Raw genomic sequence first — 18,383 nt, forward strand, 5'->3', positions numbered from 1 at the left:
TGAGTCTACTTGTTCTTTTCACAGCTTTTTCTATTGAGTTGTATGAAATTCTGTACAATAGAGATATACCACAGCAGGCAGTTCTTGTCAAGCCGATTGCTAAAAAACCGGTTGGCGAAACACACAGATTGCCTAGTAAAAACGAGATCCGTATACAGGAGAAAATGCAAACGGGATCAGCCGGGAGCTTTGTTCCCGGCTGATCCCGTTTGACAGCATTAAGCGAAATCTTTTTTATCGTCAACTCACTTTCAATAACCTGTGCAAGTACAGTGAATTCCTCCCTCCGCCTGCGGCGGGGGAGGAATTTGATCACTTTTTAAAATGGTATTCCGATCAAATCAATAGACCTCATTTGACCGATCCTGATCAAGATACGGGGAAAGCGGACACTCCCACTTCTTATGCTTGGTATGAAGCAGCTTGTGGGAACGCTCCGACAGCGGCTTTTCAAAATAATCGCGATAAGCACCAAGCACCGCCGGATTTTCATGAGAGAAGCGCAGCGTATTCCCTTTATCCAGCTCGTAGAGCTGTTCGCCGCGAATCTGCGCGAATTCCATGCCGTCTGTAATCGGCTGGCCGCCGCCCCCGGCGCAGCCGCCCGGACAGGCCATCACTTCAACAAAATCATACGTGGTTCTCCCTGTGCGGATCGACTCCATCAGCTTTCTCGCGTTCCCGAGCCCGTTGACCACGGCCACCCGCAGAGTGCGGTCGGCAATGCGGAAGTTTGCTTCTTTCCAGCCCTGCATACCGCCAACCTCAAGGAACGCATCGGGGTCGGGATTTTCTCCCGTCGCCAGGTAATATGCGGAGCGCAGGGCCGCCTGCATCACGCCGCCGGTGGTACCGAAAATCACGGCCGCGCCGGTACCGACGCCGAGCGGCATATCAAACTCCTCTTCCTCCAGCTCAGACACCAGAATATGCTCCGCGCGGATCATGCGGTCGATCTCGCGCGTCGTCAGCACCAGATCAACGTCCTGCCCCGCTCCGGCATCATTGAGCACCTTCTGCGCGCATTCGTCCTTTTTGGCAAGGCACGGCATCACAGAAATGGAATAAATCTGTTTCGGGTCTACCTTCAGCAGCTCCGCATAGTAGCTTTTGGCCACGGCGCCGAACATCTGCTGGGGTGATTTGGCGCTGGAAAGGTTGCCGACCATGTCGGGATACTGCGATTTGATAAACCGCACCCACCCGGGACAGCACGAGGTAAACATCGGGAACCGGGCGGCTTCGGGGTGGCCCAGCTTTTCCAGCAGCTCGCTGCCCTCTTCCATGATGGTGAGGTCGGCGGCGAAATTCGTATCGAAAATATAGCGGAATCCCATTTTGCGCAGCGCCGCAACAAGGCGCTTCACCGTCGCCTGCTCACGGGACAGGCCGAACGGCTCTCCCCACGCCGCGCGCACGGAGGGCGCAATCTGAACCACCGTGATTTTATCCGGGTCCGCCAGCGCGGCAAACGCTTTTTCAGTATCATCGCGCTCGCGCAGCGCGCCTACCGGACAGTGTGTGATGCACTGACCGCAGAGCGCACAGTCGGAATCCTCGATTTTCCGGTTCCAGGTAACGTCTACCGTTGTACGGGAGCCGGTATTCGCCACATCCCAGATATGCATACCCTGAATCTCATCACAGACCTGAATGCAGCGCATACACTTGATGCACTTGGAAAAATCGCGGATCAGCGGGAAGCGTTTGTTCCACTCTGAAACCGGCAGCTCGCGCTGATACGGCAGGTCGAGAATGCCGAGATCGTTTGCGATCCGCTGCAGGCCGCAGTTGCCGCTGCGCACGCAGGTGGAACAGTAGCAGTCGTGCTGTGAAAGAATCAGCTCGACAATCCCCCGGCGGGCTTCACGGACGCGCGGGCTGTTGGTGTACACCACCATCCCCTCTTCCACCCGGTTATTGCACGAGGCCACAAGCTTATCCTTTCCGGCCAGCTCGACCACGCACACCCGGCAGGCCCCGATTTCGTTGATGCCCTTCAGGTAGCAGAGCGTGGGAATATGGATACCGACGGAGGCCGCCGCATCCAGAATCGTGGAGCCTTCCTCCACCTCATACGCCTTGTGATTGATCGTAACCGTTACCATCTGTAAGCCCTCCCCCCTTTGAACACGCCATAGCCGAAGTGATCACAGCGCAGACACCGCGAGGATTCCTGCGCGGCTTCCTGATCGGTCATGCCGCTTTCCATCAGGTCAAAATCGTTCTTTCGCTCGTCAGATTCCCGCTCGGTCAGGTTCACCCTGCCGCAGGGGGTTCTGTCGTCCATATTGGCGGGGGGAATGACCACATCCGTCGTGATCTCGTGATGATATCCCAAGAAGTTATCGATATTGGCGGCAGCCACTTTACCGGCGGCCACGGCCTTGATCACCGTTGCGGGCCCGCTGACGCAGTCGCCGCCGGCAAACAGATTCGGAATATTGTCTACCCGGGCGCAGCTTTGCGCGATGATGCTTCCCCTGCTGACCGGCACGCCATATTCCGCAAACGGCCCATACTCCACGCTCTGGCCGATGGCCGATACGATCAGATCACAGGGAATCCGGCGTTCTTCCATATCCGCGTCCACCGGTTTCGGGCGCCCGGCGGAATCCATGTTGCCGATGATCTGGGGGCGGACCCACAGCGCGGCGACGTCGCCGTCTTCGGTGGCTTCAATCCGGGAGGGCGCCTGCAGACACAAAATCCGGCAACCCTCATTTGCGGCACCCTGCACCTCTTCCGGCAGAGCGGTCATGTCCTCCTCACGGCGGCGATAAACGATCGCGACCTTCTCCGCGCCAAGACGCACGGCAGAGCGGGCCGCATCCATCGCAACGTTTCCTCCGCCGATCACCACCACGGTTTTCCCGGCAAAGCCGGATTTCACATTGTTGCCGATTGCGCGCAGCATATCCACCGCGGAGAGGACACCGCGGCTGTTTTCGCCCGGAATGCCGATCTTTCTGTCTGAATGCGCGCCGATCGCGATGTAAACCGCATCATATGTTCCCGTCAGGTCGGAAATTTCGATATCCTTGCCGACGTTGACTCCGGTTTTCACCTGAACCCCGGTAGAGAGAATCGCCTCAATATCGTCCCAGAGCCGCTCACGCGGCAGGCGATAGCTCGGGATGCCATACCGCAGCATTCCGCCCAGATGCGGCTGCTTTTCGTAAACGGTGACGCTGTGACCCATCAGGGACAGATAATAAGCGGTGCTCAGTCCGCCCGGCCCAGCCCCAATGACCGCCACCTGTTTGCCGGTTGCAGGCGCGCAAACCGGCGCGGAAACCTTGCCCGCGTGGTCGACGGCATAGCGTTTGATCCCGCGGATATTGATGGAAGCGTCGATCATGTTCCTTCTGCAGCGCGCCTCGCAGGGGTGCTCGCAGACAAACGCGCAGGCCGTCGGGAACGGATTGTCCTTTCGGATGAGCTGAACCGCGTCGGCATACCTGCCCGCGTGCACCAGGGCAATATACCCCGGGATGTCCACCCCGGCAGGACACAGCGCAACGCAGGGAACCGGCTGATTCAGGCTGCACGTACATCGGCCCGTCACAACGTGCTCCACGTAATCCTCGCGGAAGCCCCGGACCCCTTTGAGCACCATGTCGGCCGCCTCGTAGCCGATCGCACAGTCTGCCGACTGCACAATAATGGAGGCCGTCCGCTCAATCAAATCTATGGTTTCCATTGTAGCCTTCTGATCCAGCACATCCTCCAGCAGGTGTTCCAGCTGTGCAAGTCCAATGCGGCACGGCACGCATTTTCCGCACGTCTGCGCCCTGCAGATTTTTAGAAAGGATGCCGCCAGATCGACGGGACACAGGTTTGGAGGGCTGGCAATGATCCGGCGTTCCAGATCACGGTAAAGCTTTTCGACAGTGGTTTGTGCTCTATTCGGTGTGATAATTTCAAGTCTGCTCATGTTTCTGACCACTCCCAATTCAGAAAATACGAAACTGCAACAATTATAATATAATTTCAGGGGAGTGTAAATGATTTTTCGGTAAATATTTATCAAACAAATTTGGTAATTATTTAAATTTTGTTAAAATTGCTGTAAATTCATCTTCTTAACTTGCTTTCGGGAGTATTCCCGGTGTTGTACAGAAGAGCAATCCAAGGCGATTACCCACATAGACCAAGTACATTAAAAAATACAGACGAAACCCGGCGGACGAGCCATTGGCTCATCTGCCGGGTTTCCCACACGATCAATCCACGCTGATCAAACCACACAAAACAAATCTATCAAAAAGTGCTCTTTCCCGCTCGGGAGAACAGGTAAGGCACCCGCGCGGCAGGGTTTAAACCGCTTGAGAGACTGCCGCCTCTTTGGCTCTTCTTTCCTCCACACTCTTGTTGATGGTCGGAATCAACAGCATGCCGATCAGCATCATCGGCATCATGGTAAACATGGCGGGTACCATGCCCATCCCCAGCGTTTCGCCAAAGTAAGCGATGATCTTGGGCGACACCATATGCAGGCCGAGGTTCATGACACTGGTAAAGATCGAGAACATAAAGCCTTCGATCGATTCGGAGCAAAGCCGCATCAGGACAGCGTAGGTAATAACAGAAACGGCTCCTCTGGCGAATCCCATCGCAGCTTGGGCAAAAATAACCATAAAGGTGTTGTCCCAGTTCCCATTCACCAGCAGCCAGGGACACATCAAAACCCAGATAGCAACAAACAGAATGGCAAGATTCCTGTTGGTGAGGCCGCCGATTTTCTCTACAAGCTGCCCTACGACAAAAGCACCGGCCGCAACCGCGATGTATTGCGTCATCGTGGCCATTCCAAAAACCGCCGAATTGGTATTCTTCATCACCACAGGGCCGATCATGATCGCCATTCCCATAGCGCCCATAAAAAAGACCGCAAACAGCAAGCCCAGCCATGCGCCCCTGTTTCCAAACCCTATTTTGATAGCGGATTTGATGGGGATCAGCTTTTCTTTCTCCTTGGCTTCGGGGAGTTCTTTGAACAGGAGGGTGACAAACGCCTGACCCGCCGCGGCAACACCCAGGAAAATAGCGACGACATGCCAGCCGACGATACCCGGCAACGCGCTGGCAAGCGCAACGCCTATCGCCATTCCCACATATCTGCCGCCGTTGGCAAAACCCTGCATTTTGCTGGTATGCTCATCCGGCGTAATGTCTACGGTCAAAGCGTCCGCCGTACCGTCGACAATCACAAAACAGATATTGCAGAGGATGATGGCGCTAAGCCAGATTACAGAATATGTAGAGATCGTAGAGAGAACGATAAAGGCGGGGATGAACAGGATGCCGCCCATGATTAAATACGGTTTTCTTCTGCCGAATTTCCCCACAGGCACTCTGTCGGACAAAAGGCCGGTGAACATCTTCAAATAGGTAGGGAGTCCGGAGAGCGCAGTAACGGTGGCAATCGCCGCATAATCCAGCTTGAACACATTCGTAGTGTAATAAACGATATAGACCTGAAGACCCGCAACATAAATACCCTGTAAAACATAGAAAAGCAGTTCAACATAAAAATAATAGTTCTTGAAATTGCGCTGTTTTCGCTGATCCAACGTCAATTCAACGCCTCGATCAACAGTTTCCATAACTTCCATGGCTGACCCTCCTTTTATTTTGGAAAACGAACGTGGCTTCCAACCTTTCTGTAAAAAAACCTCAAGCTCTAAAATATTGTGCCTGGCTACGCGCTCACTGCAAAACCCGCCGCCAGAAAGAAACTTAGTTCAGGGCTGCTCCGGCGGCGGAAAAGCTTACAGCTCGCTGATGGCGCGGGGTTTTACGTCGGCGGGGATGGGCGAGATATATTTCTTCCCTTTCATCCGGCGGACAAATTCCTCCTGAGCGGCTTTGAGCAGACTGTCGTCCTCAATGAGGTCGATGGCGGTTCCGGCCAGCACCTGGGCGGCATAGATAAGTCCCTTGTGAGCAGCCTCGCTGCGACCGATCGCTACCGTCTGCCATGTGTGCGCCGGCGATTTCAAAGTCCAGCACGTGGCGGAGATTTGCGCCGTGGGCACATTCCAGCTGACGTCGCCCACATCGCTGGAACCGGGAGCCACCTTGATTTCCCGCTGGGCATTAAAAGGAAGCACCTGTGTAAAAAGTGCCTGCCCGGCCATTTCTTCCTCAAAGGCCTCCGCCTCCGCTTCCGTCACACCAACGCTGGATAGATTGGGCATGTTGGCCAGTGTGGCGTCCAGCGCCTTGCCAAGAGCCAGATCTTCGTCGCTGTAAACGATGGGCGGCGCCAAGAGAAGGTTTTGGTAAAGCACCGAGTTCAGGGCCTTATTGGGAACCAGGTTGGCGCAGGACTTGATGAATTCGATTTCCACCTCGGTCTCCGTGGCCATAGCCATACCTCTGGCGATTTGATTGATGCGCTGATAAATCTCTTCCACCTGTTCCAGTTTCGGCGCACGGATCAGATAGAGCACCTCGGCCCTGGGCTGCACCACATTGGGGGAGAATCCGCCGGCATTCGTAATGGCGTAGTGGATGCGGGTTTCCTGCGGAACGTGCTCCCGCAAAAACTGCACGCCCACATTCATCAGCTCCAACGCATCCAGCGCGCTGCGGCCATTCTGCGGCGCAGCCGCAGCGTGGGACGCGCGCCCCTTGAATTTGTAAAGAATCTGGTAATTGGCAAGAAAATTGATGTCCGCAACACCGTTGAAATTGCCAGGGTGCCAGGTAAGCGCGGCATCCACGCCGTCAAAGACGCCGCCGCGAGCCATAAAGGCTTTTCCGGAGCCACCCTCTTCCCCCGGGCAGCCGAAATACTTGACGGTACCCTGCTTCCCGTTTTTCTCCAGATATTCCTTCAAAGCGACGGCGGCCCCCAAAGAGCCCGCGCCGAGGAGGTTGTGACCGCAGCCGTGGCCGTTGCCCCCTTCGCAAACGGGCTTCTGTTCGGCGGCGCCGGCCTCCTGGCTCATTCCCGAAAGAGCGTCGAATTCACCGAGGAAGCCGATCACCGGGTGACCCGACCCCCAAGTGCCAATGAACGCGGTGGGAACCTCCGCCACACCTTTTTCAACACGGAAACCGAAACGTTCCAGCGCTTCGCAGATGCAGTCCATCGACTGGAATTCCTGGAAAGCGGTCTCGGCGTAGTCCCAGACATGGTCGCTCACATCGCTGAACACCGCCCGGTTTTTCTCAAGGAATTCATATACTTGCTTTTTTTCCACAAAATGACCTCCTTTTTCAGGTTGCATTGTCCTTGCACGCAAAATGCGCAAAAAGAGAAGGGAAAATCCCCTTTTCCTGTATCAGGTTTACCATAGAAACGCCGGACTTTGCAGCTCTGAAAACGCATATCTGGGGATTTGATTTTACTTATAGGTGCTTTTATGATATAATGCGTTAAAGTCAAATTCGGCAAATTACGGGGGTGGTTATATGACGTTCAACCAGTTGCGTTATGTGGTGGAAGCGGCTAAAATCGGTTCGATTTCGAAAGCGGCCCGGCTCCTGTTCCTGACCCAATCCAATCTGAGCAGTACCATCCTCTCCCTTGAAAAAGAGCTGGGGATTAAACTGTTTTTTCGAACCCAGGATGGCATTCGGCTGACCGATCAGGGGGAAATGTTTATGGTGCATGCCCGAAGCATTCTGAACAGCTACGATGAATTGATGCAGCTGAACGTCCCCAAGGAGAAAGAGTGCTTTCATATCGGGGTGATTTCCTCTTCTTCCTTTTGCACCAATGCCTTTGCCAAGCTTTGCAGCCGCTATTACGATCAAAAAGACCTGCACATGACCATGCAGAACTGCGACCTTGACCACTCCGTCGATTTGCTCCGCACCGGTCAGATCGATCTTGAGGTGATGATGGCAAACTTCTCGATCAAATATCATCTTCACGAGCTTCGCGACCAAAAAAAGATTCAACTGGATGTTTTAGGCGCCCTGCCCGTCAATGTCCTTCTGCGCAGGGGGCATCCCTTATTGGCGCATTGCGATCCGGATGATCCGGGAAAGGACTTTGATTTTCAGGCATTGGCGAACTATCCCTGTGTGGATTATGTGAAAAAACAAGACGGCACGAATCTTCTGACCACAGTCATGCAGGAAACCCGCACATTTCTTCCAAACAGCGCGATCAATATGATTCTGGTTACCGACCGCGATCAAAAAGACGGCATTCTTCTCAGCACGGATGCATTTGCGCTGGGCATATCGCGGGCCCCATCCCAGCGAAATCAGGATACCGTTATCATCCCTCTCCCCGGCTGCGTCGTTGAACTCTGCCTTTGCACTTCGCCGCTGTACCCTGCAAGCAGATTTATTCCCGAGTTTCGCTCGCTGTTGATCGACGAGCTGATGCTCAGCCCGGAATTTCAGCCCGCCTGCTGATAAAAAAAGAAGAGCTCCGATCGAAACAATTTCGATCGGAGCTCTTCTTTTTTTATCATTTCATACACAGGTGCACGGTTCCGTTTTTGCCGCTGTCACCGGATGAAATTGGTCATCGCACGATCTTCCCCCTCCGGGAAAGGTACATGCTCTTTGCCAGCTTCAATGACCTTAAGAAGCCATGCCATACATCGGGCATTTTTGCGGATGGTCTGGATGCCCTCTTCATCCCGGAGCACCTCTCCCGGATTCATTCCGTATCCGACTGTCCAGTACTGGGACGGCGGTGTGACCGTCTCCGCCAGATTCAGATAGTTATTCAGCTGGTGTACCACATCTACCCCGCCGGCACGCCGCACAACCGCGACAGAGGTCGCCACTTTATATTTGAAATATTCCGAGCTTGTGAAGAATACCCTGTCCAGAAAGGACTTCATGGTTCCCGCAATTCCGGCGTAATAGGTGGGAGAGGCCAGAATAAAGCCATCTGCCTCACGCATCTTTGCGGCGGTTTCATTTACGATGTCGTTCTGATAAACACACCGGTTCTGTTCGGAAGTGGAACAGTAGCCGCAGGCAATACAGCCATGAATGTTCAGGCGCCCGACCCAGATCACTTCAACCTCTATCCCCTGCCGCTCCAGCTCTTTTTTCATGATTTGCAGGGCGTGACCTGTATTTCCGTCCTGATTGGGACTGCCGTTGATCGCTATGACTTTCATCATCTCTCGCTCCTTTCTTTCTTCTGTGAACAGTATAGCACTGATAGTGCGCTCTAAGTCAATAGGGGGCACACAAAATACTGCACCCCTGACGCAGAGTAAAACGGGAGCGATATTGTATGATAAATATGCAATGATTGGAAGTGATCCCGGCAATTGACAGCATGATAAAAACTGCTGTAAAAACGAACCCGGCCGCATCCACCTTACGGTGCCGCGGCCGGGAGCTTTGTTTAGAAAAAGCGTTCTTCCATTCCATCCAAACGGTCTGTATCAGCCGCCGGCGGTTTTTCCAGAATGAACTTGGAAACCTCCTGCTGCAGGGCCTGGGCCTGCGCCGCCAGCTCTTCGCTGGAAGCGGAGCTTTCTTCCGCCGTGGCCGCGTTGTTCTGTACCACGGAAGATACCTGCGACAGCCCCAGCGTGATCTGCTCGATCGCGCCGGCCTGCTCCACAGAGCCGCGCTCGACCTGCTCGATCGAAACGCTGATCATTTTTGCCTGCTCGCCCGCCTGGGAAAGCACGCGCGAGGTATTCGCCGCGATCTCACCGCCCTCTTTGACGGTGCCCCCGGCATTCTGAAGCAGAACGGCCGTCTGCTTGGCGGCCTCCGCCGATTTGGCCGCCAGGTTGCGCACCTCATCCGCCACCACGGCAAAGCCCTTGCCCGCCGTACCGGCCCGCGCGGCCTCGATCGCCGCGTTCAGGGCGAGGATATTCGTCTGGAGCGCGATATCTTCGATCACCTTGGTAATGCTTGAAATCTGCTCGGACGACTCGCGGATCTCATCCATTGCGCGGGTCAGCTTCTGCATCTCTTCATTGCTCTGCAGGATCCCCGCGGCGGCCTGCGTCACATATTCCGTGGCCTGCCGCACATTCTGCACGTTGGCCTCCGCCTGCTGGTCGACGGTCGCGATCGAGGCCGTCAGCTCCTGCACGGTGGCCGCCTGCTCAGAGGCGCCCGCGGCCAGGGCCTGCGCCGCCGCAGACACCTGCTCGGCCCCGGTATTGACCTGCTGCGACGCGACATCAATGAGCGAAAGCGTTTGATTCAGCGAGCTGGAAATCTGAACCAGCGCGGTCTGGATCGGCGCGAAGTCACCCACATATTCCAAATCCATTTGCACGCGCATATCCCGCTGCGCCATCTGATGGAGCTTTTCCGAAATATCCCGAATGTAGCTTTGCAGAGACGAAACGGTCGACCGCAGAGCATCCGCCAGAATCCCCAGCTCATTCTTCGCGCGGTATTCCAGCGCAATATTCAGGTTCCCCTGCGCGAGCTGCGTCGCGACCTGTGCCATTTCGTCCAGCGGACGCGAAATGGTGCGCCTGACGAACAGCAGCAGAAGCGTGATCGCCAGCAATACCAGCAGAAGCTCCAGCACAACGGAAATCACCGTGGCGTTGCGCATTGCCGCATTAGATTCCTCCAGAGAAAGACCGGCGAAATAAATGCCGATCGCCTGATTGTTGGAATCCACAATCGGCTGATAGGCGGTCGCGTGGGGAACGCCCAGAATATCGGCCGAGCCGAAATACTGCGACTTTTCGTCGAGCACGGTTTTGGCGATTTTCTGATCCAGCTTTGTGCCGACGGCGCGCTGGCCGTTGCTGATGATCGTGGTATTGACACGCTCGTCCCCCACAAAAATAGTGAACTCGCTGCCGGTCATGCTTTTCATTTTGTCTACAAACTCGGTGTTCACCAAAGAGTACCCGGTTGAGATCGCGCCGATAATCTTACCCGAAGAATCCTTGACGGGCGAGCCGGTGCGAATGGCGAGCTTGATATCGGCGCCGGTTTCGGTAACCGTCGCGGTTTCTCCCTTAAGCGCCTTTGCAACGTTGGCCTGGCCCGTCACCGAATCGCCCGTTTTATCGTCGAGGGTGCGCGCGATCACAACCCCCTGGCCGTTGACAACCGTTACAAAGTCCACATCTGTGGCCATTTGTTTCATGGACTGACTCACCGCCGTTTTTACAGCGGCGGCATCGCCAAGCTGCACCGCATGGATCACCTCCGCATTGGCGGCAAGGTGTTCGGCGGCCGCGGCGGACTGTGTTTCGTAGTCCTTTATCATGGAATTCATGGTGGTAAGCGCCATCTGGCTTCTTTCGGTATCGATCTGATTGATGACGTTTCGATTGCTGGCCGACATGTAGAGCACCGACACACTGCCCACGATAAGAATGGCACAGGTCGCAAACAAAGCCAGCTGGAACCCGATTTTGCGAATCATCGGCAGCTTACCGGGAGTACCGGGGCTTTGCGGCATGTGTCTTGACGTTTTCATTGATTTGATCATACAAATCTTCCCTTTCAAAGGTGTTTTTTATGAGATATACAGGCAGACAGTTTCACCGCCGGGTGCGCAATAAAGCGTTCAAAAATGCTTTTCTGGCAAAGCTGAAATTTCTTCTTCGACAAAAATCGACATTCCAAATATTAACAGCTTTATTATACAGGGAGGGCATTTCCAGTGTCAATCAGAAGCAGAACGCAAAAAGGACCAAACTTAAACGCGTAAAATAAAAGAATAATAGTCATTATTATCAAAATGTTTTTCTTTCCACCCTTTTGGAAAAAATTCCCTTGCAAACGGGGTGAAAACACATCACCTTGATGCGTTTATGAGGGGTGCAAGGCGGTGCGGAACACCCTGCCGCGGGGCACTCCATTGGGAGCGAAAAGGAGATCAAAAAAGCCCCCATCGCCGCCGGATTTCTTCGGCAGAGATGGGGGCTCCCCTGTATTGTGTTAACGCGGCAGACCTGCCGCCTGCTCGAGTTCTGCTCTTTGTTTCTGCCAATAGGCCGCGTCCTCTTGCGTGATTTCCCGGATCACCCTGCAGGGATTCCCGACGGCGATCACACCGGCGGGGATCGATTTTGTGACCACAGACCCAGACCCGATAATACTGCCGCTGCCGATCTCGACGCCGCCGTTGATCACCGCGTGCCCGCCGATCCACACATCGTCCCCGATGGTGACGGGGCTGCCGTATTCCAGCATGTCTGCCCTCACCTCTGCATCGATGGGGTGCGAGGGTGTATAGATGCCGACCTGCGGCCCAAGCAAAACGTGATTGCCGATCGTCACGGGGCAAACGTCTAAGATCACGCAGTCAAAGTTGGCGTAAAAGTGGTTCCCGATGGTGATTTGACTGCCGTAATCACAGCGAAAGTTTGGCTCGATGTAAATATGTTCCCCAATCGACCCAAGCATTTCTTTCAGAAGCTGCGTGCGGTACTCGAATTCATCCTCCCCGGTGTTGTTGTATGTCCGCAGCAATCTTCTGACCCTGCGCATGTCTTCCCACAGCTCTTCATCGCCGCGGTACGTCATTCCCCGGATCATTCGCTCTTTCATGCTCAGCATTTCGCTTGTGCTCCTTTCCCAATTTGAGTTTCACGACAGGTGAATGTTTTCCACAAGAGTCGGCGGGCTTTCCCCCGCTCTTTGGTGAATCAGGAGTTCCATCAATGAGGAAAGCAGACTGCTTTTGGTGATCAGCTCAAAGCCTGGGCCGTCTTCCCGCCGGGTAATCCGCAGGGCCTGCAGAACCGCTATTTTGTGATGCCGCTCCGGCTGCAGTCTTACCGCATATTCTACACCATCCACCGTCATGCTGACAACATAGCTTGCGCTGAGCGGTTCGGCCTGCGCATTTTTCAGTAAGGAGTTGCGGAGGGTTTCATATTGATTTTCTTTTAGCTGCCGAATGATCATAAACATGCTCCTTTTTATGATGTTTTCCGACAGTGCTTGAAAGGAAGTGCGGCGCATGCTATACTATTTACACTGCATTTGCCTTATGGCATCTGTCGGTTGGGTGGGAAGTGGCGTGTTTCTTAGTTGGAGAGGCGCCGCTTCCCTTCATTTTTTGAGGTCGTCATGTATCTTTTCAATTCCTTTGCGCACAACATCTGACCGTGTTATTTTCAACTCTTTCGCACATTCTTCAAGTTTTGCCATTGATGTATCATCAAGGCGGACACGGAACATTGTATGCTTGGAATCGGGCGATACCGGACGTCCGATTTTCTTTTGCGACATACGCACCTCCTTCCTGTAGCTACAACAATTATATTCCTGTAGCAACGGAAAGTCAAGTGAAATTATGCCGCTTCCTTTCATTTTTTGAGGCTTTTATGCACAAGTTCAATCCCTTTTCGCACTACATCCGACTTGCTGATTTTCAGCGATTCGGCGGATTCCTCCAGTTCTTGTACACTCTTATCATCCAGCCGAACCCGGAACATCGTATCTTTTGGATTGTCCGTTGGCCGCCCCATCTTTTTGGGTTCGCTGATAGTCTCACCTCCTTTTGTGGCGACAATGCCATTACAAGTTATGCAACCAAAAAAGTCAAATAAAATTGCATCGCTTCCTTTCATGATGTTCCCGACAGTGCTTGAAAGGAGCTGCGGCGCATGTTATACTATTTACGCTGCATTTGCCTTATGGCATCTGTCGGTTTTGGGGAAGTGGCGATTTGCTTTGGAGAGTGAGCGCCGCTTCCTTTCATTTTTTGAGGTCTGATTCTAACCGGCTTATCCCACGCCTGATTGCTTCTGCTCCTGAAACCTTTTCCTGTTCGCAATAGGCATCTAAAATCCTTTTGGATTTTTCGTCAAGCTTAATACCCATCTTGTGTGTTTTGGGATTTTCGGTTTTGGGACCTCGCTTTTTGCCCGTTTCCAGCATAGCACCTCCTTAGGAAAATAGGACTCACCTAAATTATAATTAGGTGAGTCCTATTTGTCAATATGATTGTCATCTTATTTTTTAAAATATTATAAATGAAGGCTCTTCTCCAAAAAAAGCGCCTGTTGTAATCGGTGCGAGACAGAAAAATAAGCGAAGCCTAAGACTTCGCTTACTGAACAAATACGCATGGAAACACCTGATACGGTTCTTTTCTGCTGACGCTCATTGCGCTGAAATGGAGATCGAATGATCTGCGCGCGCCGCGCCGGTTACCTTCTGGATCGAGAAAATCTGCGGGGTCACGACAAGCATCATAGAGGTCGCGTCCGCAAAAACAAGAATGCCGTACTCGTTGATCGTAATATCGCCGGAAGCGCTTGTGGTGGGGCCGGTCGTAAACGATATGCTGTCGCCCACCGCAACATAATCATGAATGTTCTTGATCTGATCCGTATCGCAGTTCTGCGGGAACGGATCGGGAGGAGTCAAATAGGTAATGGAGCTGTCGTAAACGCTGTCCGGAAAATAGAGAACCGTTATTTTATCGATGCTGAAAGCGACCGGCTCATCCCCCAGCAGCAGCATGGGGATGCTCCCGGCGTCAGGCGATCGATACAGGGAATTGATCGGCCCGGTGATCGTCGCAAGCCTGTTGGAAAATAGGCTGACCGATGCGCCCGGGTAGAGCGTTACGATCTGTTCCAGAACATGCGCGAACTGATCCAGCGCGAAGCAGCGGCTGTTGTCCGCCGCGCCGCCGCCGCTGTCGACGGCAGAAATCCGCAGATTGGCTTTCGATGAAATCATACCGGAGAAAAAGAGAGTCGCACTCGACATGTTCACCAGTGAAAAAGTAACCGGGGCGTCGTCGATATCCAGAACGGCGATCCCGCCCATATTGCCTGTTTTATTGGGCGAGTTGCTGTCAAATACCTGGCCTTTGTCCGAGATCAGCTGAACAGTAGTACCCGGCGAGCCGGAGGTGGACTGGATCGACACCCACCAGTCGACGATATACAGGCCGTTTTCAGGAATCGTGACAACGCCTGTCACCGGATCATAACCGAGATTCCCGGCCGAGCTGATCACTTGATCAAAGATAAAATTGCCGCTGTCTAAAATGCTTGTGACACTGTTTTTTTGGAGCTGCAATACTGTACTGGCCATCACTATCACCTTTTTATTTAGTTTTGATCGCCCTCCTCTACCATATGGTATGTGCTGTGATTCAAAAAGTTAAGAACGGCCTGCAAAAACGAGGAACACGGCGCGGGGCGGCGGATTCGGCCGATCAATCGCGCGCAGCGTATCTTCCGTTGAGGAAATGAAAGTCGCAGCACGCCGCGCCTTCCCCCAGGGTTCCGCTGCGCTCAAACCGGATTTTCGGCAGCAGCCCCGAGAAAGCCGTGGTATCGTTCTCGCAGTAAACCGTGCAGAGCTCAGGGCAGCCATGCTGCCGACAGGAATCCCAGTACAGACATCGGTGCAGATTAAAGTGGATTTCTCTTCCGCTGTTGCTCACCCATTCCGTTTCCCAGCCCTCTGCCGGGAAATTCCTGCTCATATGCGATTTTACGCCCATGCGGTACAGAAGAAACGCAAACGGGATGCGCGCCATCTGGGCGCTGCTCTCTTTCTTGATCAGCGCGGCTTTCTGCGTTTCGCGCCGGACGGCGGCCAGCGCGTCGCTCTGGGGGATGCCCTCCGCCAGCAACGCTTTGTAGTAGGCCATTGCCGGGAACAGCTTGCCGCGCAGGTGCTCCGCGATCGCGGGATTCCCTTTGTCGTCCGCCTGCGCCACCAGCTCGTGATACAGCTCCTCTGCCCTGCCATAAATGCGTGTTCCCATGGGATCGGCGAATTCCTGTTCACAATCTTCCCGCAAAAACGGAAGATTCGTTGACTCAAACGCTTTCATCATTCGAGGTCTCCTCTATCTTCTCAAATATTTCGCCGGCGTGCTTTTGCAGGACATCCGCTTTGGTCACAGCGATCCCCCACTTTTCGTCGCCCAGAACGATCAGGGTATCGCCCGCCTGAATCCCGAACACCTCGCGCGCGTCCTTCGGAATAATGATCTGCCCGCGCTCCCCCACCTTTACAGTACCAAAAATATAGTGGCCTTTTGGGATTTCCATTCCTATCACCTCGTCATATAATACATACTAATATGAATAGTATGACGGATAAAAGAAAATGTCAAGGCTTCCATCAAAAAAGCCCCGCATCGTTACCAAATGCTTCCGGTAACGATGCGGGGCTGCTTTTTTATCTTTGCCGAAGGATTCTGCTTTCCTGCGAAGGATGGGATTCCAGAATATCGATTGTGCCTTAACCTAATTCCTGATCGATCGGGATTTCGAGAAACGAGAACAGCAAACCGCTTTTTGTCATCGGCCCAAAGTCTGAACTTCTCTCTTCGGTCAACTCGCAGAGCCTGCAAAACCGCCCTTCTGTTATCCCTCTCCGGCTGCCGCTTTCCCGCCTATTCTGCACCACTGATTGTCCTATGACAAGGCGGGCCGCACCCAGTGGCCCGGGCATTTTTCATTATTCCAGCAGCGACAGAAAGTCAGGTAAAAATGATGTGATCCTATTTCCAGATATAAATAATAATGATTCTAATTATATTTTTATTTGTATTTGTATTCAAAGAAGTCTCATGATATAATCAACACAATCATCAGATACGGCTCTGCCGTACCGAAGCGTTCATTGCGTCACCTGCCGATCAGCCTGGTGATAAAATGAACACAATAGGCCATCAACAGAATTTCTTGATTCAGATAAGGAGGTTATAAGATGAAGGGTTTTGGTGTTTTAAAAATTAACGAAGTCGGCTGGATCGAAAAAGAAAGGCCGGTTTGCGGTCCTTTGGACGCAATTGTCCGGCCGACAACACTGGCGCCCTGCACGTCAGACGTGCACACTTCTCATGGCGGCGCAGGAGCCGAGGGCAAGGACAACATGATTCTCGGCCATGAGGCAGTAGGCGAAATTGTCGAGGTCGGCGAACTGGTAACGCGTTTCAAGCCGGGCGACAAGGTCGTTGTTGCGACAACAACACCGGACTGGATGCAGCCGGGAACACAGGGCAGATATCATCAGCACGACACAGGCCCTTTGCATAGCTTCAAATACACAACGACAAAGGATGGCTCGTTTGCAGAGTTTTTCCATGTGAATCATGCCGACGCCAACATGGCATTTTTACCGGAGGGTGTGACGGAAGACCAGGCGGTTATGGTAGTGGATATGATGTCCACAGGCTTCCACAGCGTTGAAAACGCAAGAGTGACCTTTGGAGACACCGTTGTCGTCATTGGAATCGGCCCGGTTGGGCTGATGGCAATTGCCGGGGCGAAGCTTGCCGGAGCAGGAAGAATCCTTGCGGTAGGAACGCGGCCCAATTGTATTGAAATCGCAAAAAAATATGGAGCTACCGATATCATCAGCTACAAAAAAGGCGACATTGTGGAGCAAATTGTGACGCTGACAAACGGCGATGTGGACTCTGTCATCATTGCCGGCGGAAACAAAGACAGCCTTGCCCAGGCAATCGCCATGGTAAAAGCAGGCGGAACTGTATCGAATGTCAATTACTACGATGTCACCGATGTTTTGGCGTTCCCGGCCTATTTGTGGGGGCTTGGCATGAAGAATGTAGACATCCGCGGCGGATTCTGCCCCGGCGGTGCGCTTCGTATTGAAAAACTGCTCAAGATGATTCAGTACGGCAGAGTCGATACCTCCTTATTGATCACTCATACCTTTGAAGGCTTTGAGAAGATTGAGGATGCATTCAAGCTGATGGCCGAGAAACCCAGTGATTTGATCAAGCCGGTGATTCATATTAAATGGTAATCCCCAGTTTAGAGCTGTAACCCAAAAAGAAGAAGCGAATCAATGATAAATTGATTCGCTTCTTCTTTTCCATTTGTCGCAAAACGGACGCGGGAAATCACATCGTCATTGTTGATAGCACTTTTTACTGATTTGGACGTGCTTAATAAGTTTCTGTATGAATTTTTGCCTGATCCACTTCGTCTAATTGATGTGCAGGCATTGTCCCACTCGGATATCCCACCGCAATAATAGAAAGCACTGCCATATGCTCCGGAATCCCAAGGAGTTTACGCACATACTCTTCACTGCTCATTCCCTGGTTGGATTCTCTTAACCGAATCTGCACCCAGCAGGAGCCAAGCCCTAATTTCTCTGCTTCCAGCTGCATAATGACAGCGGCGATCGAGGCGTCTTCTATCCAGGTATCGGTTTTCTGTGTATTGCCCAATACCACAATCGCAAGGGGTGTCTTCGGTAAAAACGGCTGATTAGGCTGCCGGCAGTCGCCAAGCTTTTGAAGCGTCTCTTTCTTTTCGACCACTACAAACTCCCATGGGCGGGTATTCTTCCCGGTGGGCCCCAGCTGTGCTGCCTGAAGAAGCTTTTCTTTTTTCTCCGCTTCCACAGCCTTGTCTTCAAATTTTCGGCAGCTTCTTCTTGTAAGCAACAGATCCAACATAAATTTTTCCTCACTTTCTTACACCTGTAATACAATT

General features: G+C 53.0%; 17 protein-coding genes and 1 other annotated feature (1 of these 18 only partly in view). Of the genes, 2 read left to right on the forward strand and 15 right to left on the reverse strand.

The window, feature by feature from the left end; all coding sequences use genetic code 11:
- Positions 1-31 (reverse strand) — a binding site (T-box leader); it reaches 224 nt to the left of the window's first position.
- Between the two features lie 310 nt (positions 32-341).
- From TY09_RS07875 to TY09_RS07890, 4 genes are all read right to left on the reverse strand, one after another.
- Positions 342-2,108, reverse strand: a complete 1,767-nt coding sequence (locus TY09_RS07875) for a [FeFe] hydrogenase, group A (RefSeq protein WP_042432848.1) — start codon at positions 2,106-2,108, stop codon at positions 342-344.
- Positions 2,102-3,937, reverse strand: coding sequence for an NAD(P)-binding protein (locus TY09_RS07880; RefSeq protein ID WP_009061774.1), 1,836 nt, complete (start codon positions 3,935-3,937; stop codon positions 2,102-2,104). Before TY09_RS07880 ends, TY09_RS07875 begins: the two co-directional genes overlap by 7 nt.
- 382 nt (positions 3,938-4,319) lie before the next feature.
- Positions 4,320-5,618, reverse strand: a complete 1,299-nt coding sequence (locus TY09_RS07885) for an MFS transporter (RefSeq protein WP_042432851.1) — start codon at positions 5,616-5,618, stop codon at positions 4,320-4,322.
- A 156-nt stretch (positions 5,619-5,774) separates the two neighbouring features.
- Positions 5,775-7,214, reverse strand: a complete 1,440-nt coding sequence (locus tag TY09_RS07890; protein WP_081759625.1) for a M20 family metallopeptidase — start codon at positions 7,212-7,214, stop codon at positions 5,775-5,777.
- 211 nt (positions 7,215-7,425) lie between these two features.
- Here TY09_RS07890 and TY09_RS07895 point away from each other — a divergent pair, with 211 nt between their 5' ends.
- Positions 7,426-8,382, forward strand: coding sequence for a LysR family transcriptional regulator (locus TY09_RS07895; RefSeq protein ID WP_042432857.1), 957 nt, complete (start codon positions 7,426-7,428; stop codon positions 8,380-8,382).
- 95 nt (positions 8,383-8,477) lie between these two features.
- Here the strand turns inward: TY09_RS07895 and TY09_RS07900 are convergent, their stop codons facing one another.
- From TY09_RS07900 to TY09_RS07945, 10 genes are all read right to left on the reverse strand, one after another.
- Entirely contained in the window at positions 8,478-9,104 is a 627-nt protein-coding gene (locus tag TY09_RS07900) for a flavodoxin family protein (protein WP_042432859.1), read from the reverse strand.
- Positions 9,105-9,337: 233 nt separating this feature from the next.
- Complete coding sequence (locus TY09_RS07905) at positions 9,338-11,416, reverse strand: methyl-accepting chemotaxis protein (protein ID WP_074432620.1); 2,079 nt, start codon at positions 11,414-11,416, stop codon at positions 9,338-9,340.
- A gap of 452 nt (positions 11,417-11,868) precedes the next feature.
- Positions 11,869-12,489, reverse strand: coding sequence for a sugar O-acetyltransferase (locus TY09_RS07910; RefSeq protein WP_042432863.1), 621 nt, complete (start codon positions 12,487-12,489; stop codon positions 11,869-11,871).
- Between the two features lie 30 nt (positions 12,490-12,519).
- Positions 12,520-12,840 (reverse strand): hypothetical protein, encoded by a 321-nt coding sequence (locus tag TY09_RS07915; protein WP_042432866.1) that lies wholly within the window; start codon positions 12,838-12,840, stop codon positions 12,520-12,522.
- A 147-nt stretch (positions 12,841-12,987) separates the two neighbouring features.
- Positions 12,988-13,167: a ribbon-helix-helix domain-containing protein gene (locus tag TY09_RS07920; RefSeq protein ID WP_042432870.1), complete on the reverse strand. Its 180-nt coding sequence runs from the start codon at positions 13,165-13,167 to the stop codon at positions 12,988-12,990.
- Positions 13,168-13,244: 77 nt separating this feature from the next.
- Positions 13,245-13,508: a hypothetical protein gene (locus tag TY09_RS18835; RefSeq protein ID WP_242841459.1), complete on the reverse strand. Its 264-nt coding sequence runs from the start codon at positions 13,506-13,508 to the stop codon at positions 13,245-13,247.
- A 127-nt stretch (positions 13,509-13,635) separates the two neighbouring features.
- Positions 13,636-13,818, reverse strand: coding sequence for a hypothetical protein (locus tag TY09_RS07930; RefSeq protein WP_042432878.1), 183 nt, complete (start codon positions 13,816-13,818; stop codon positions 13,636-13,638).
- A 225-nt stretch (positions 13,819-14,043) separates the two neighbouring features.
- Positions 14,044-14,988, reverse strand: a complete 945-nt coding sequence (locus TY09_RS07935; RefSeq protein WP_042432879.1) for a hypothetical protein — start codon at positions 14,986-14,988, stop codon at positions 14,044-14,046.
- A 124-nt stretch (positions 14,989-15,112) separates the two neighbouring features.
- Entirely contained in the window at positions 15,113-15,742 is a 630-nt protein-coding gene (locus tag TY09_RS07940) for an L-2-amino-thiazoline-4-carboxylic acid hydrolase (RefSeq protein WP_081759626.1), read from the reverse strand.
- Positions 15,726-15,959, reverse strand: a complete 234-nt coding sequence (locus TY09_RS07945; RefSeq protein ID WP_009061760.1) for an AbrB/MazE/SpoVT family DNA-binding domain-containing protein — start codon at positions 15,957-15,959, stop codon at positions 15,726-15,728. Before TY09_RS07945 ends, TY09_RS07940 begins: the two co-directional genes overlap by 17 nt.
- 664 nt (positions 15,960-16,623) lie before the next feature.
- Between TY09_RS07945 and TY09_RS07950 the strand changes: the two genes are divergently transcribed.
- Positions 16,624-17,685, forward strand: a complete 1,062-nt coding sequence (locus tag TY09_RS07950) for an NAD(P)-dependent alcohol dehydrogenase (protein ID WP_009061708.1) — start codon at positions 16,624-16,626, stop codon at positions 17,683-17,685.
- Positions 17,686-17,827: 142 nt separating this feature from the next.
- Here TY09_RS07950 and TY09_RS07955 read toward each other — a convergent pair whose 3' ends face one another.
- Positions 17,828-18,346, reverse strand: a complete 519-nt coding sequence (locus TY09_RS07955) for a nitroreductase family protein (protein WP_009061673.1) — start codon at positions 18,344-18,346, stop codon at positions 17,828-17,830.
- Positions 18,347-18,383: the final 37 nt, after the last annotated feature.

It is taken from the genome of Faecalispora jeddahensis, from assembly GCF_000577335.1.
In the GTDB taxonomy this organism is placed as follows: domain Bacteria; phylum Bacillota; class Clostridia; order Oscillospirales; family Acutalibacteraceae; genus Faecalispora; species Faecalispora jeddahensis.